This is a genomic window from Methanosarcina sp. UBA5, assembly GCF_002505485.1.
Classification (GTDB): Archaea; Halobacteriota; Methanosarcinia; order Methanosarcinales; family Methanosarcinaceae; genus Methanosarcina.
In genome coordinates this window covers 21,562-37,718 of record NZ_DAVG01000028.1, presented here as the reverse complement: position 1 = coordinate 37,718, position 16,157 = coordinate 21,562, and the positions used below count along the sequence as shown (strand labels likewise).

Annotated in this window: 12 protein-coding genes; 10 read left to right on the top strand and 2 right to left on the bottom strand. The window is 39.9% G+C overall.

Going from position 1 to position 16,157, the window contains the following annotated elements; genetic code table 11:
- Nucleotides 1–1,930: COR domain-containing protein (locus BP621_RS02695; RefSeq protein WP_292387820.1), on the top strand; the 1,930-nt coding region annotated here is incomplete at its 5' end.
- A gap of 61 nt (nucleotides 1,931–1,991) precedes the next feature.
- Here BP621_RS02695 and BP621_RS02690 read toward each other — a convergent pair.
- Entirely contained in the window at nucleotides 1,992–2,501 is a 510-nt protein-coding gene (locus BP621_RS02690; protein WP_292387819.1) for a hypothetical protein, read from the bottom strand.
- Nucleotides 2,502–2,825: 324 nt separating this feature from the next.
- On the opposite strand from BP621_RS02690, the gene BP621_RS02685 reads away from it, so the two are divergent.
- The 7 genes from BP621_RS02685 (at nucleotide 2,826) to BP621_RS02655 (ending at nucleotide 14,042) form a co-directional block, all read left to right on the top strand.
- A complete protein-coding gene (locus BP621_RS02685) occupies nucleotides 2,826–3,632 on the top strand; it encodes a hypothetical protein (protein WP_292387818.1) in 807 nt (268 codons plus the stop codon).
- Nucleotides 3,633–4,263: 631 nt separating this feature from the next.
- Entirely contained in the window at nucleotides 4,264–5,184 is a 921-nt protein-coding gene (locus tag BP621_RS02680) for a D-aminoacyl-tRNA deacylase (RefSeq protein ID WP_292387817.1), read from the top strand.
- Nucleotides 5,185–5,226: 42 nt separating this feature from the next.
- A complete protein-coding gene (locus tag BP621_RS02675; RefSeq protein ID WP_292387815.1) occupies nucleotides 5,227–5,637 on the top strand; it encodes a DUF3147 family protein in 411 nt (136 codons plus the stop codon).
- Nucleotides 5,638–6,156: 519 nt separating this feature from the next.
- The gene (locus BP621_RS02670) at nucleotides 6,157–9,234 is read left to right on the top strand and encodes a chemotaxis protein CheB (RefSeq protein ID WP_292387814.1); all 3,078 of its coding nucleotides are present in this window, start codon (nucleotides 6,157–6,159) and stop codon (nucleotides 9,232–9,234) included.
- 262 nt (nucleotides 9,235–9,496) lie between these two features.
- Nucleotides 9,497–11,932, top strand: a complete 2,436-nt coding sequence (locus tag BP621_RS02665) for a PAS domain S-box protein (protein WP_292387813.1) — start codon at nucleotides 9,497–9,499, stop codon at nucleotides 11,930–11,932.
- Nucleotides 11,933–12,838: 906 nt separating this feature from the next.
- The gene (locus tag BP621_RS02660; protein WP_292387812.1) at nucleotides 12,839–13,165 is read left to right on the top strand and encodes a DUF2769 domain-containing protein; all 327 of its coding nucleotides are present in this window, start codon (nucleotides 12,839–12,841) and stop codon (nucleotides 13,163–13,165) included.
- A gap of 472 nt (nucleotides 13,166–13,637) precedes the next feature.
- Nucleotides 13,638–14,042 carry a phosphate-starvation-inducible PsiE family protein gene (locus tag BP621_RS02655; RefSeq protein ID WP_292387811.1) on the top strand — a complete coding sequence of 135 codons (405 nt, stop codon included), beginning with the start codon at nucleotides 13,638–13,640 and terminating at the stop codon, nucleotides 14,040–14,042.
- A 254-nt stretch (nucleotides 14,043–14,296) separates the two neighbouring features.
- Here BP621_RS02655 and BP621_RS02650 read toward each other — a convergent pair whose 3' ends face one another.
- Nucleotides 14,297–14,569: a hypothetical protein gene (locus BP621_RS02650; RefSeq protein WP_292387810.1), complete on the bottom strand. Its 273-nt coding sequence runs from the start codon at nucleotides 14,567–14,569 to the stop codon at nucleotides 14,297–14,299.
- Nucleotides 14,570–14,717: 148 nt separating this feature from the next.
- On the opposite strand from BP621_RS02650, the gene BP621_RS02645 reads away from it, so the two are divergent.
- Together BP621_RS02645 and BP621_RS02640 are read left to right on the top strand one after the other, a co-directional pair.
- The gene (locus tag BP621_RS02645) at nucleotides 14,718–14,969 is read left to right on the top strand and encodes a hypothetical protein (RefSeq protein ID WP_292387809.1); all 252 of its coding nucleotides are present in this window, start codon (nucleotides 14,718–14,720) and stop codon (nucleotides 14,967–14,969) included.
- Nucleotides 14,970–15,620: 651 nt separating this feature from the next.
- Nucleotides 15,621–15,806 (top strand): hypothetical protein, encoded by a 186-nt coding sequence (locus tag BP621_RS02640; protein ID WP_292387808.1) that lies wholly within the window; start codon nucleotides 15,621–15,623, stop codon nucleotides 15,804–15,806.
- The last annotated feature ends 351 nt before the right edge of the window (nucleotides 15,807–16,157 follow it).

The following is a 16,157-nucleotide window of genomic DNA, read 5'->3' as shown; positions in this document are numbered from 1 at the left end:
TTCGTTGCCACCAGAAATCGCAGAACTCAAAAATCTCACTCGACTTAATACATCTTCTAATCAATTGACTTCTCTACCACCAGAAATTTTAGAATTAGATATAGATATTAAGTGGGATTATTTTAAGTGGGATTATTTCACACGAAAAGTAATGTTTTTAGGAGGAAATCCTCTTAAAAATCCTCCAGTCGATATTGTAAAACAAGGTCGTAAGGCAGTACTTGACTATTTTAAGTCTTTAGAAAAAGGTGAAAAGAAACTGTTAAATGAAGTTAAAGTTTTGCTGGTAGGAAATGGAGAGGCGGGTAAAACCTCACTGGTGAAGAGATTACTAGGCGAAGGTTTTGATGGAAATGAGCATCAGACTCAAGGAATTAACATCAAAAAATGGGGATTTGAAGACAAAGATAAGGAAATAAAAGTTAATTTTTGGGATTTTGGTGGACAGGAAATAATGCATGCTACTCATCAATTTTTTCTAACCAAAAAAAGCCTTTACATTCTAGTTCTGGATTCAAGGAGGGACGAAAAAGCCGAGTACTGGCTCAAGCACATAAGGAGTTTTGGAGGAGATTCTCCAGTATTGGTCGCTTTGAACAAGATTGATGAAAATCCCTCTTTTGAATTGAATAGAAAGTTTTTACAGGAGAAATATCCCTCAATAAAAGGTTTTTTCAAAATTTCTTGTAAGGAAAATAAAGGAGTTGCGGAGTTTTCCATAAAATTAAAAGAAGAAATATTAAAAGTTGAAAACATGCAAACAGAATTGGCTGAAAGCTGGTTTAAGGTGAAGACAAAATTAGAAAAAATGAGTTGCAATTTTATTACTTATGAAGAATATCGTAATATATGTTTGGAGGAAAATGTAGATGATCAGTCATCTCAAAACACTCTTGTTGATTATCTCAATAATCTTGGAGTAATTGTACATTTTAAAGACATTTCATTACTCGATACACACGTGCTTGAACCGAAATGGATTACTGAAGGCGTTTACAAAATCATAAATTCGGAGATCCTAGCTAAGAAGAAGGGAGTTCTTCGATTAAGTATGTTAGATGAAATCCTAGAACAGAAACAAGAAAGTGACTATTACTATCCTCCTGAACGCTATGGTTATATAATCAATTTGATGAAAAAATTCGAATTGTGTTATACAATCGATAACGAAACTGTTCTCCTTCCTGACCTGTTGGCAGTTCCTGAGCCAAAATTTGACTTTGATTCGAATGAGTCCCTGAAGTTTTTTATTGAATATGATTTCCTTCCGCGTTCAATTATGCCCCGATTTATAGTGAAGATGAATAAGGATATTAAAAATGGTTTACAGTGGAGAACAGGTGTAGTTCTCGAAAACAAACAATTTAATTCCTGTGCTGTAATTAGATCTGATAATGAGGCAAAGAAAATCTATATCAATGTAAATGGTGGTCAGAGGCGTGACTATTTTTCAAGTATATTGTTCAACCTGCGGGAAATAAACAGCAGCTTCGAAAAGTTAAAAGCTGTCGAGAAAATTCCCCTTCCTGATGAACCCGAAATAGCTGTTAGTTATGATCATCTGGTTTATTTAGAAGAAATTGGTGAAGATAGGTACAGACCTGAAGGGTCAAGGAAGGCATATAATGTCAAGGACTTGCTTGGAACAGTAAATATTAAAAGAACAGAACAAGAGTTGCTTAAAGAGATTTTAAGTATTCTGAAGAATATGAATCAAAATGAAGAAGAAAAGTTTGAAAAGATTGTTTTAGTTTTAAGTAATCTAGCAATGGATCAAGCAGAAGAATCTGACAACTGGGAAACTCTATCAAAGAAGTTAAATAAAATTGTAATGCTGCAACCTAACTGGAATGGACTTGGATTCAATATCAACGAAGCAATTGATCTGGCAATAGATCGATATTTTAAATGGAAAAGAAAAAGGAAATAAAAGTTTCTTAAATTCAATAAAAATATACGCTTTAAGCTCTTAAGAACTCAAAAAATTCTTTTTATTTCCCCGCATCCTCGATCTCAAACTTTACATTCCTCTTCTTAAGCTCTTTTATAATCTCTTCCATAAACACCCCAGGCCCTGGCGCATGTCTATGATGAAACTCTCTTACCTTTCCTGGCTCTCCGCCGACGCTTGTGATTTCCACACCGCAGGAGGGACTTTTCGGGACGCCGAGAATTTTTATTTTTACGCCGCCGGCTGCAATGTCTTCGAGCAGGTCTGCAAAATGGGTAAAGATTTCTCTGCAAAACCGCCGGTAGGCAGGATGATCGAGCTGGTCTTTAGTTATTTCACGGCGTCTCATGCCGAAAAACATGGCTTCCGGGCAGGGAAGCTGGATAACGTTCGCGCCTCGTGTGTCAATAGATCGGGCTGGTTTTACTCCTTTCACTCTTGCAAGAGGGTTGAGCAGACAGTGGCCTATGACCAGGACTTTTTCGCTGTCGCCGCCGGCAGCAGATTTTTCGGAAACCTGAAAACACTCGTGATTTTCCAGCTTTTTCATATCCTCACCTGTATTCGCCTGCTGCATCCGCCATGACTGTATTGCTTACATTCACCTGTATATTTCTCTACATGATAATAAGAGATTATATATTTATCTTCCTGCATATGTATCCAAAAATGGTATCTGTGAGCCTGCATACCAGCTATACTTTTGCGATCTGTTAGGGTATGTTTGCAAAAGAAATGCAGGAGCACTGCCCTTATAATTGGAAGGTCACGGCATATGTATGAAGATTTTGGAACAATACTTCACAGAGGATTTAGCAGCTGGTTTAGAAATTTAAACATCTGTATTCCATTCGTTCTTAATTTTCTTATCAATATGATTATTTATGTCCTTTTCTTTGGCTTGATGGGCATTTTGCTCTTTACTTCAAATACAGGAAGTATTATCGATCCTGCAACCCTTTCCAACAAAGAAATCTTTTCCATATTATGGAAAGGTTTTTCCGAGAATCTCGGACTGTCATTATTTCTGATTCTCGGATTTTTCCTGTTTGTGATGTTCGTGCAGTCCTTCTTCACAGCAGGAGCAATAGGGATGGCGAAAAAGGCCTCTGAGACAGGAGATGCCGGGATCTTTGATATGCTGGTTTCAAGTTCAAAAAACACCTTCAGGCTCTTCCTATCACTCCTGCTGATTACCCTGCTCCTGCTTGTAGGAATTATATTTATAGTTCCCGGAGCCTTTGCAGTAGGAAATATGAATACGCTTATCGAAAATCCGGAAGCCTCGGTAAACGGCATAGCCGCGCTCGGTATAGGAGTAATTCTCTGGACGGTTTATATAATAATTCTCAATCTCGTACTTTCCCTCAGCAGCTATGCCCTCGTTATCGACGAGCTTAGACCCCTTGAGGCTTTGAGTGAGAGTTTTCGTTTCTTTACGAGTAATAAGCTGGACGTTTTCCTTATCTGGATAATCACTATCGGGCTGGCTTTGATCAACGGTTATGTCAGTGAATACGTAGACATGGGAAACATCTTGTTTACAGCAATCATATCTCTGGTACCAATTGTGATCCTGCAGCCTCTCACGGCTGTCCTGTGGACACGCCTCTACCTTACCAGAAAAGGAAGAAAGCTCTATGACCCTTCATATCTGCTCTCCGACCCGGATAACTTCTAAAAAGTTAGTTTCTGAAAAGTCTTTTCGAGAGGTTAGTTTCTCGAAGATATTTCTGAAAGTCTTTTTGAAGGCTAATTTCTGAAAGGTCTTTTTGAAGACTAGTTTCTGAAAGACTAATTTTTGAAAGTTAATTATGAGAGGCTACTGATTTTATTACATTGGGAGCGCAGAGGGTCACGAATACCCCATTCTTTAGATTGGGGATGAAGTGAACCCTCACCTCTTTATGGTTTCGTTTAAACCTCTGTACCGTTGCTTCTTTGTAAAGTGAGGTTTCTTAGCGTCATGGTTACAGAAGTTGGTAATGCAACTCTGCATTAAGAAAGTCTTGTAAATGGATACTTAATTATTCCCCATAAACCGGGCGGGTGGCTGCACGCAATTTGATTTTTCACTTAAGGCTTCTTGCTGCTTTTTACTTTAGATCTCTTTTTGCTTTTCACTTAAGGCTTTTTAACCCACTTTTATTCTAATGACTTTCTTCTAGCTTTATCCCTTTCGAACCTTTCAGAACTAATTTTTATGCTCTTCAGATTTTATATACCATAAGCTGTAACTCGGGGTTGGCTTTATCTATCTTAATGAATTCTATAGGAGACTTAAAGTGATTAATGATTCGAATTGATCAGAAATGAAAAATGATAGCAATCCAGAAGAACCCAGTAATCAGGAAAAAAATCTCCTTGGAACCCCGATCCCAAAAATAACAATCATCTGTTCTGCCCCCGACCTTGCCAGTCAGAACATTAAGGCCCATCTTTTGAGCCTTAAGGAATGGGAACTCCTTGAGCTTCCTAAAAATTCCGGATTCTCTGCGGCCAGAGAATCACAGGACGGAAAATTCAGGCTTATTGATATTGAAGAAATGCATGTCTTCCAGGATGGACTTGACAGAAAACTCGAAAATTCAGGGCTGCCAGCTTCTCTTATAGTCTTCGCATCCAAACACCGGAGCAAAGAGGAAATCTCTTCTCTTACTGTACACTGTACAGGGAACCCCTCAGACGATGCAAGGCTTGGAGGCTGCCCAAAATCTCTTGCAGTCTCTTCTCCGGCCGCTATGAAATCCATTCTTATGGAAATGAAGTGCCTTGTTGAACAAAAAGGTCTGAAGTATGATGTTACCCTCGAAGTGACCCACCATGGGCCGACTGAGCTTTCAGTTCCATCGCTTTATGCTGAAATAGGAAGCACTGAAGTACAGTGGAAGGATCCAGAGGCAGGCGAGGTTGCTGCAAAAGCTATCCTTGCCGTTTCTCGTGAAAAAGTTCCTGTTGCTATCGGTTTTGGAGGTGGGCATTATGCCATGCGCCAGACAAAGCTTTTATTTGAAACCGGGATCTCTTTCGGGCACAATTTTCCCAAGTACAAGCTGGAATTTATGGATGAAGCCCTGATCAGACAGGCGATTGAAAAATCAAAGGCTGATTTTGCTTATTTTGACAGGAAATCCATGAAAAGCGAAGAAAGGAAAAAGATTTCCAAAATCCTTGACAAACTGGGGCTTAATGTCCTTAAAGAATCCGAAATCAGGGAAAAATATGGACATTAACGTTAAAGAAAATATTAAAACAAGCTCAATTCTCCAAAAGGGTTGTATTACTGTATAGATGAGGTATTTAAGTACAAGGAACGGGATATAATGCTGAATATTGAGATACTTCCGGTTCTCCTACGCTTTCTTTTTGGAGGAAGCGCTGTTGTGATTTCCACAATTATTTCAAAGAAATTCGGAGGCAGATTGGGGGGAATTTTTGCAGCTTTCCCAGCAGTATATCTTGCAGCGATTCTTGGCCTGAGCATAGATTATAAGGGCAGCGAACTGCTCCTGATCTCAGAACAGCTTTCGAAAGGTGCACTTGTGGGAATGCTGGCAGATATTTGCTGTGCTCTTACTGCAAGTTATTTTATTCTCATGTCTGGGTGGAAAAAAGGACTGGTTTACTCGCTTCTCCTCTGGGCCGTGCTTGCTCCTGCAATCTACTTCGCGTGGTTCAGATTCTGAAAAAATCTTTGGTCAAGCTTTCATTTGGAAAAGTTGTGGTCAAGCCGTTGCTAGAGTTTTTCGATCAAACCTTTTTTGAAAAGATTTGCGGTTAAGCTTTTCTTCCTTCTCGCAGACAATTAAATGAGCTATCCAGCCGAACTTGTTGTGACTTACTGTATCTTTACAACATCCATTATTGACTTTTCGATAGGTTCTTAGACCATTCTCTGACAATTTTTAGCGAAGATCGTGGTACTGATAAGTATCGATTACCTTTAGCTTATATTTGTTGAGCAGGTATTTTCACATATGCACTTGATATTATCTGTCACCTGCATTGTTTTGCATTGTTTTGGGCATACTCTCGCAACATAAAGACACAGAAAATATATGCTATCTCCTGCTATTGGGTTTATGTATATTTCACAATTAAGTAATTGATAACGATGTCCGATGATGATCAAGTATAATTCTGAACAACGTTTTAGAAGAATATGTGTACCTTGGGATAGTTTTGATAAGGAAAATACCCTGTGATTGAAGGGATGTGATAAGACGGACAATGAAAAGGAGCCCACAGGTAAAGAGGAAATACAAAGGTCAAATGAAGAAGAGCCGCAAGATATAGAAAAAAGCTCAACTGGAGAAAATTCTGTTCTGGATGTATCTTTGGATGAGTCTCCAAAAAAGGACTTTCCAATTGTAGGCATCGGGGCATCGGCTGGTGGGTTGGCTGCGTTCGAAGCTTTCTTTTCAGCTATTCCCGATGACAGCAATTCTGGCATGGCCTTTGTTCTGGTGCAGCATCTGGATCCTAACCGCAAAAGCATGCTCACCGACCTGATCGGGCGCTATACACGGATGCCGGTTTACGAGGTAAGAGATGAAATGGTTGTCCGGCCTAACTGCGTCTATGTCATCCCGCCTAACCGCGACATGATTCTTGAGTATGGTACGTTGCAGTTGCAGGAACCGGCAGAGCCTCACGGCCATCGCCTGCCGATTAATTTATTTTTTAGATCCCTGGCTCAGAGTAAACAAGAGCTGGCCATCGGTATTGTACTCTCAGGTACCGGCGAAGACGGCACACTGGGGGCTCGTGAGATCAAGGCAGAGGGCGGCATGGTGATGGTACAGAGTCCCGAGTCCAGCGAGTACGATGGCATGCCGCGCAGCACCATTGCTACAGGTCTGGCAGACTACATCCTGCCGCCGGCTGAGATGCCGGCCCAGCTAATTGCCTATGTAACTCAAGCCTTTGGAAAAAGACCTCACATAATCCCCAAGGCCGAAGACGCGATGAAAAAGATATTCAACCTTGTACGCATCCAAACTGGTCACGACTTTTCCGATTACAAGAAGAACACCATCATCCGCCGCATCGAGAGGCGTATGGCCATCAAGAATATCAAGAGTGTAGACGAGTATGTACAATATTTAGAACAAAATCCTGTCGAGGTGGAGGCGCTCTTTCAAGACCTTTTAATCGGCGTCACCAGTTTCTTCCGTAATCCCACAGCTTTCGAGGCACTTCAGGAAAAAGTCCTACAGTATCTCTTTACCAGCAAGCATCCCGACTCAGCGATACGGATCTGGGTGCCTGGCTGCTCCACAGGTGAGGAGGCTTACTCCATCGGGATCCTGCTCCAAGAGCAGATGGAAATATTGAAGAAAACTTTCAAGGTGCAGATCTTCGCAACCGATGTTGACAAACAGGCCATCGTTCAGGCCCGCAGCGGCGTCTATCCCTCCTCCATCTCCGTCGATATCTCGCCAGAAAGGCTGGAGCGCTTCTTTATCACAGATTCAGGAGGCAACTACCGCATCCAGAAAAGTATCCGTGATATGATCGTTTTTTCTGAACAGGACATTATCAAAGACCCACCGTTCTCCAAACTTGACCTGCTCAGTTGTCGCAACGTGCTGATCTATATGGACAGGAGACTGCAAAAGAAGCTCATCCCCCTCTTTCACTACGCGTTGAACCCGGGCGGATTTCTCTTCCTTGGTCCCTCAGAGACAGTGGGCGAGTTCGAGAACCTTTTTGAAACGCTGGGCCGCAAGTCGAAGCTGTATCGGAAAAAGGATGTTAACAGTGGACACCTTCTCATGGGGACATTTATTCCACCACGGCTGGAAAGCAGGGAGACCAATAAACCGTCCGACAAGGCTCCTGCCGAAAGCAAACTTAACCTGCGCGAGCTGATCGAACAGACTATGCTACAATATTACGCCCCGGCAGGCGTGCTCGTCAACCAACGCGGCGATATTCTCTATCTTCATGGTCGTACCGGCATGTATCTGGAACCAGCTTCTGGTGAGGCTGGCCTGAATATCCTGAAGATGGCCCGCGAGGGATTGCATCAGGAATTGACCACGGCTTTGCACGTAGCAGTTGTACGTAAAGAGCCGGTATTCCGCTCCGGTTTGCGAGTCAAAACCAACGGTGACTTCACTACAGTCAATCTGGCGTTACGACCTGTGGCAGTAGGCACTAACGGGCCAAACCTGTTTCTGATCACCTTTGAGGAAGCGAAGATCTCGGAGCAGAGCCAAATCGGGAAGGACAGTGACACAGGTGCCGGAGAAGGCGCCTGTGAAAAGTCAAAGGACATTGACGCGCGCATCCTAGAGCTGAAGCGGGAACTGCAGATTAAGGAAGAAAATCTCAAAGCTTCCAATGAAGAACTGGAGACCTCCAATGAAGAACTTAAATCCTCAAACGAAGAGATGCAGTCAATCAACGAGGAGCTGCAATCCACCAACGAGGAGCTGGAGACATCCAAGGAGGAACTGCAGTCAGTCAACGAAGAATTGGCTACGGTCAATACCGAACTGCAAAATAAGGTCGCCGATCTGTCTCAGGCCATTAATGATATGAACAACCTGCTGTCCGGCACGGATATAGGCACTATTTTTGTAGACTATCAACTGCACATCATGCGCTTCACTCCTGCCGTCACAAAAATAATCAATCTGATCCCGACCGATGTTGGACGTCCGGTTGGGGACATCGTCTCGAACCTTCTGGGTTATGACCGCCTGTTAGAGGACATCACGGAGGTGCTGAACACTCTGACGCCCAAAGATATTGAAGTCCAGACCCAGAAGGGCGCATGGTACCTGCTGCGCATCCGGCCTTATCGTACCCTTGAAAACGTTATCAAGGGAGCCGTGATTACCTTCACTGATATTACCGAGATGAAACGGGCGAGGGAAATTCTGAAGAAATCCGAGGCTATGCGCCGCCTTGCCGTGGTAGTGCACGACGCGAGCGATGCTATAATATTGCAGGATCTGAAGGGCGACATCCTTGCCTGGAATCCGATGGCAGAAAGAATGTATGGCTGGAGTGAAGCTGAGGCACTGAAAATGAACATTAGCAGCTTGGTTCCAGAGAGCCGGAAAGCAGAAGAGTTGAACGTGCTGAATAAACTTAGCCACGATGAGGTTCTCGAGCCTTACCGTACCCAGCGACTCACCAAGGACGGCAAAACCATAGAAGTATGGCTGACCGCCACCTCACTGGTGAATGAAGCCAATGTGATATATGCCATATCGACCATTGAGCGGGAGATCAAATCAGAAAACATGAAAAAGGAAGGTCATGACTAAAAAAAGACCTGTTCTGGCACCGGAATTTGGTTTTCGCCGCTGGTGAAGAAGATACCACGGATAAAAATCACTCCGGTACTGGAAAATGAGCACTCCACTGGTTTGGTAAAAAGTAGAGTGATTCTTATGCTTATGGTTTTCAGTAACTGAATCCCAACACTCAAAATAGAAACGAAATTATGAAATGTGGAGATGCAGGGGTCACAACCACATGGCAACGAAATTTTTGCTTTTGCAGCCTCAAAGTCGGAGAGGATGTTGAATGAATGAAAAACTGAGAAGATCTGGTATTGATAGTATTGGGGATATATCCTGGGGAACGCACTTCTGCCAATTCTATCAGACAAAAGAAGATTTGATAGACATATTTATTCCCTATTTCAAGGCCGGGCTGGAAAATAACGAATTTTGCATAGGGATTACATCAAAATCTCTGGAAATAGAAGAGGCAAAAGAAGCCCTGAGAAGGGCTATTCCTGATTTTGATACTTATCTGGAGAATGGGCAAATAGAATTAATTCCCTACACTCACTGGTATTTTAAGGAGGGTAATTTTGATTCAGAGAGAGTTTTAAATGGCCTGTTTGAAAAACTCAATAAAGCTTTGGCAAATGGCTATGACGGTTTGAGGTTAACTGAGTGCACTTTCGGGCTGAAAAATGAAGATTGGAATGTTTTCACTAATTATGAAGAAGAAGTAGACAGAATAATCGAAAACTACCAGATAATGGTTCTCTGCACCTATCCTCTCGACAACTGCAACGCAGTCGGAATCATTGACGTAATTGCAAATCATCGATTTGCTTTGATCAAAAGGGATGGAAAATGGGAGCAGATAGAAAGTTCAAAGCGTAAAATGGCAGAAGAAAATAGACTGCATTTAGCAAGCATCGTGGAATATTCAAACGATGCCATTATAACCAAATCCCTTGATGGCATCATTACTAGCTGGAATAAAGGAGCAGAGCAGGTTTATGGCTATTCGGCCAAAGAAGTTCTGGGAAAGCCCATATCTATCCTGGAGCCATCCATATTAGTTGAAGAAACAGAAGAATTGGCTGAACTGATTAAACAGGGAGATAAAATCCACAGTTACGATACTTTACGGTTAAGAAAGAATAATACGATAATAAATGTCTCACTTACTCTTTCTCCGGTTTTTGATGCAACTGGAAAGCTGACTGCTATCTCAGTTATTGCCAGAGATATAACCAAAAGTAAAAAAGCAGAAGAAGAACTTCGGAAAAGCGAAGAAAGATACAGGATTGTCACAGAGCGGACAGGACAAGTAGTATATGACTATGATTTAAGAACAGATAAAGGCAACTGGGCAGGTGCCATAGAAGAAGTTACAGGATATAGTTTTGAAGAATTACAGAAGTTTGGCAAAGACTTCTGGATCAAGAATATACATCGCACAGATAAGAATTATGTGAACGAAAAATCCCAGAATGTGAGAATGACTGGAGGCAGATTTAAGGAAGAATTAAGGTTGAGAAGAAAAGACGGAACTTGCATTTATATAGAAAATTCCGGGTTCTGTCTTACAGATCGTGAGGGTCTGCCTTACGGGGCTATCGGAGTACTGAAAGATATTACAAGTACCAAGCTTGCAGAAATTCAGCTTCAAGAAAGTGAGAGGAAATATCGCTCTTTCATAAATAATTTCCATGGGATTGCTTTCCAGCTGGATGAAGACTTTGTTCCTATATTTTTGCATGGCGCTGTTGAGGAGATCACAGGGTATAGTGAAGATGAGTTCATGTCCTGGGTTAAGTGGAAAGACATAATCTTTCCTGAAGACCTCTCTTTTGTTCTCTCAGAAGAGGAAAAAATTCGAAGTCCTCAATCCACAGGTTACGAAGAAATCGAATTTCGCATAAAGCACAGGGATGGAAGAATCAGATGGATAAATGAAGTTTATCAGAAAATTCAGAGAAAGGATGGAAAGCCGGAATTCTACCAGGGTACGATTTATGATGTGACCGAAAGAAAAGAGACAGAAAAGTTTCTTGCGAATGTTGAAACTGCCCGTAAAAAAGAAATTCACCATCGTATCAAGAATAACCTGCAAGTAATCTCCTCCCTGCTGGATCTCCAGGCTGAAAAATTTAACAACAGAGAATATGTAAAGGATTCGGAAGTCCTGGAAGCCTTCAAGGAAAGTCAGGACAGAGTGATATCTATGGCTCTTATCCATGAGGAACTGTACAAAGGTGAGGGGCTCGATACACTAGACTTTTCGTCGTATGTTAAGGAACTCGCTAAGAATCTTTTCCAGACATACAGGCTTGGAAATGCCAGTACCAGCTTAAATATGAATCTGGAAGAAAACATTTTCCTTGACATGGATACTGCAGTCCCATTAGGAATAATTGTTAACGAACTTGTCTCAAATTCTCTCAAACACGCATTTACCGGCAGAGATAACGGGAGAATTCAAATCAGACTTTGTAGGGAAGAATCCCAAAAATGGAAAGACAATGGAGTAGAAGGCAATAATGAGGATACGCAGGGCGTCGATTTTAGTCTTACAGTATTAGATAATGGGATAGGTATGCCTGAAGGTATTGATCTGGAAAATCCCAACAGTCTTGGCATACAACTGGTAACCACCCTTGTAGACCAGTTAGAAGGCAAACTTGAATTGAAAAGAGACAATGGAACGGAATTTACTATAAGGTTTACAGTAGCGTAAAAGAAGTAAGGGTAAAAAGGGTTGTGCCCGCAATTATTGATTATAGTACACTCATGAATTAAGTACATTTTATAAACCTGGTTCTATGCTAATAATGATGTTCAAAAGTGTACTTAATTCATTGATTGGCTATAATTCAAACGAAAAAGGTAACCACCCTGAGTTCCCAAATTTTAAGCGCATACACTTAATTCCGCAAACATACGAAGTCAGTAAATTGTGGTTTTGAAATTGGAACTTATAATTTATGTGCTTAAGCTTAAGCGCATACTCCGATATCAGTAGACGTTTATGCGCCTAAAAATGCGGAACTTAGGAACCACGGAAAAATATGGAATAAAAGAAACAAGGGCACAATATTTCCGTGCTTTCCGGTTTTTCGTGGTTATAAATTCTGGATTGAGTTTTTCCGTGCCCATTCCTGTTTTCCATGATTATAGAATTTGAATTATAGTGTAGGTTGTCCTTTATCTCGACGAATTGTCATTCAAATAAACTCTATTTAAGTAAGAGTTCATCCCAAAATTTGATTTGCTTCTTGGACCTTGTATTTCGAATAATCAATCAACCTCAAGATCATGAAAACAACTTTGAAAACTCCCAACGATTAAGAATAAAGTGGCTTTTGGGATAGGCTCTAATAATAAAGTAATTTTAGGAAAACAACTGTATGAGCTTATCCAAAAACCAATTTTATTCCCACATCATTAAGAATTTTATAACTATTTTCATGATCAGAAGTCCAATTAATTATTCCATATTAGCGATTCAAAGAAGCAATTTTGAGTTTTAGGATCAGCTCCACTACTTAGTTATGATCATTTTGAAAACTGAAAAAGCTTTTATTTTCTAAACGTAAAATACGGAATGAATATTATTTCACGAATATTATATTGGGGGAATGAAATGAGTAAATCCACAGAAGCGAAAGTTCCGTATGTTGTATCAAATATCGAAAGATGCATGTGTCCACGGTGTCCTGTCCAAGCTGATAGCGTATGCACACTTGAAAAAATTGGAAACTTAAAAAATGAAATGAAAAGTTTAGGAGAAGGTGAAGCTCCAGAGCCTCAAAAGGTTCCCGGAGTCTATTGTTCGGCAGGTACTGCTACCTGCAGTGACTTAGACCCCAACAGAGATTGCATTTGTAAAACCTGCCCTGTCTGGGAAGAGCACCGCCTGGAGCAAGCAAGTCCGATGATGTATTTCTGCAATATCGGTAGAGCAACCTGATTCTCTGATTTTGCAAGATGATAGATTTATTTATCTTAGGACTTATGCACTTGAGGTATAAAATCAAGTACGATATCCGTTGTGGTTAAAATTCATAGTTTAGACAGTTAAAGGTTTAATACTATTATTTCTCAGCTCAACTGCATAAGTCTTATTTAATTATCTCAAATGTGCGCATGTGCGGAAAATCAGATTTAATAAATCATAAACTGTAACTATAGCCTAAGAAAAACAATATCACTAGCTATCTTATTTAAGATTTAATGGACAAGTTTTTGGGAGTTCCTTTTCTTTAGTTCCTTTTCTTTAATTGTTGTCTATTCATTGTGTTTTTCAGTTTGGTATGGATTGGCAATTATATGTTTTTGACAACTCTAAATCAACCTCAATAGACTGATTTTGGGTACGGTGATGAATTGCCCTAACCTTTTTATAGAGGAGGATACAAATGAACATCCATTATAAAATATTTATGATAAACCAGAAAAAAATATTTAAAACTATAATTGATTTAGTCACTATTATCATCCTTTATATATTGCTACTGGCGCTACTTGCGGGAGTGATAAATCTCCTCCTGAATATCAAGTCAATTCTATTCGGGACTCTTGGGGGCGGTTTTGGTCAGATAGTATCTGGTGTCCTCACAATTTTTGTTCTCATTGATCTTTTCAAGACTTTTGCTGATTTTCGTGAACATGAAGAAATAAGAATTACATATGTAACCGATGCTACGCTTTTAATAGTCATGCGTGAAATCGCGGCAGGAGTATATGTCCAAAGATTTGATTATCAATTTATTTTAGGCCTATCGACATTGTTGTTAATACTGGGTATAATAAAGGCGCTAGCTGTCAAATATCCACCCACACAATGATTTATCCACTACCATTTGTAGTAGTAAATAATGTATCGGCTCTGTAGAAATTCTATTACTAACTTGATTTTTAATAATTTCTATCATAAAGAGAATAGTGGCGCAAAAATACCCAGTTGCTTGCAGCGATATTCGCTACCGAAACTTTATTTTCATTATGAATTATTAAATACTGTACAACTTAGGTAAATAAGTTTGATGGGAAAAAATTATGAAAAATATTATTTTAGAAGAGAGATCTCCGGAAAGTCGGATCAACTGTACTCCATCTTTTTAGGGATATGCTCTACACAGATTTCCTCGACCGTTGTTACTTTTACTATATTTGTTTCTTGATCATATTTGCCAGTAACTTCAACGAATTTACGGCAGAAAAATTCAAGGTAATAGTCTAATTCCCATGGACCTCTATCCCTATACTTCAGCAGAAACTCCCTGTCCCAAGTCTGAAGATAATAATCTGGACCTTCACTTTTGCTTCCGATACGTCCATATTTTACATAAACGAGTCCTTCAAAAATTTCCACACAGTGTTCCCCCTTTTGATATACAATTCCAACTTAAAAAACAAATTATTTCAAAAGGTAATATTACCATATTATAACAATTACTTTTCAGTATAATAAGGATACGAGTATTGCTCCATTATATCATGTATTAAACTCCTCAATGATTATGAATCTACAAAATAATTTCAGGATACAGCAACATATAAAAAAGGGTCGCTCAAACGCGAAAGGGTACGATGCAAACGTGAAAGGAACTGTAAAAGATCCTGTGGAAAATCACAAGAATGCTGCGAACTTCGGCGAGATTTTCTCAGTAAGAGGCAGTGTCGTAGATGTACAGTTTGAGGAGCATTTGTCACACCCATTTACACGTTGCTGCGTGCGGGAAGGGAAGGACAAATTGACATTGAGGTTCTGACCCAACTTAGAACGTGTCTTAAAATTAAACTTGGTTCTATAATTCGGAAAGGACTTACACATCTGAACTAAAAAACATTCGCATTAAGCCGTTAAATGTCCAAAGTGCAATTTTAAATAATGATGGCTATTGTATTTGATTTTAGGTATTGAGTGCGTACAGTCTTATGGGAAAAATAGTTTCTTTAAGGTCAACGTGTACCTGAATTTCAGGAAAATTCACGATTTAATTTTAAAGTTAACGCTACCCATTCTCCAATTGTAGAAATAGTTTGAATTTTAAGACACACTCTTAGAGAAGCTTATCTTTAAAGGGCTAACCTTGTGTGGACTAACCTTGAAAAAGCTGACCTTGAAGAGACTGATCTTAAAAGGCATGAGCTAAAATATCCGGAATAACAGCAACCTTTTGAGATAAAAGGTAGTTATTTTCCAGATTTTGGCAGCATGTCGAATTCTCTATACAATAACTTCTTGATATTTGTGATTTTACAGAAATTTTGATATGCTACCAAAACTGTTGATATGTACACACATGCGCACCATTTGCAAAAAATGGATTGCTTTTTTCCTTCTGTTTGGATTATTTATAGTTTCATTGCAATATATAAATTACAAAATTTCTCTTTATCTTTAACAGGAGGGATATTAAATGATACATTTATGGGAGTATGATTCTCGCAGGATTGATGGTTTTAACACGCCACAACAAATGAGCGACCTTGAAAGAATCGGAAACGAAGGCTGGGAACTTGTTTTGATCAAGGATGATATTGATGAAGAAGGAAGGGTAACTGCTATTTTCAAACGGGCAAAGCTCGAGACGATATCTTTATAAATTTACTTTTTATTTTTTATTACTTTTTGTGCAACCCACATTGAATTAAGCATTTTGTCCTTTTCGAAATGGGGAAAGCTGGATAAGACCAGCTCTCTGATTTTACATTCCTTAAAGGTCTTGCTCCTTGTTATGATTCTGGTAATTCAAAAAGGGCAGGATACTTCTTTTTTAATGGTATGTGGAGATCTTCGTCTAATTTTATATCATAGAGTGTTTTTTCACTTTAGAAAGCTGGTCAAATGATAAATTGTGAGTTCCTTCAAGGTCAACCCTTTCAAGTTTAGCTCCTCGAAGATCTTTTCTCTCTGAAATATCCAATTACAATTATTGGCTTTGAACTAAAATAAG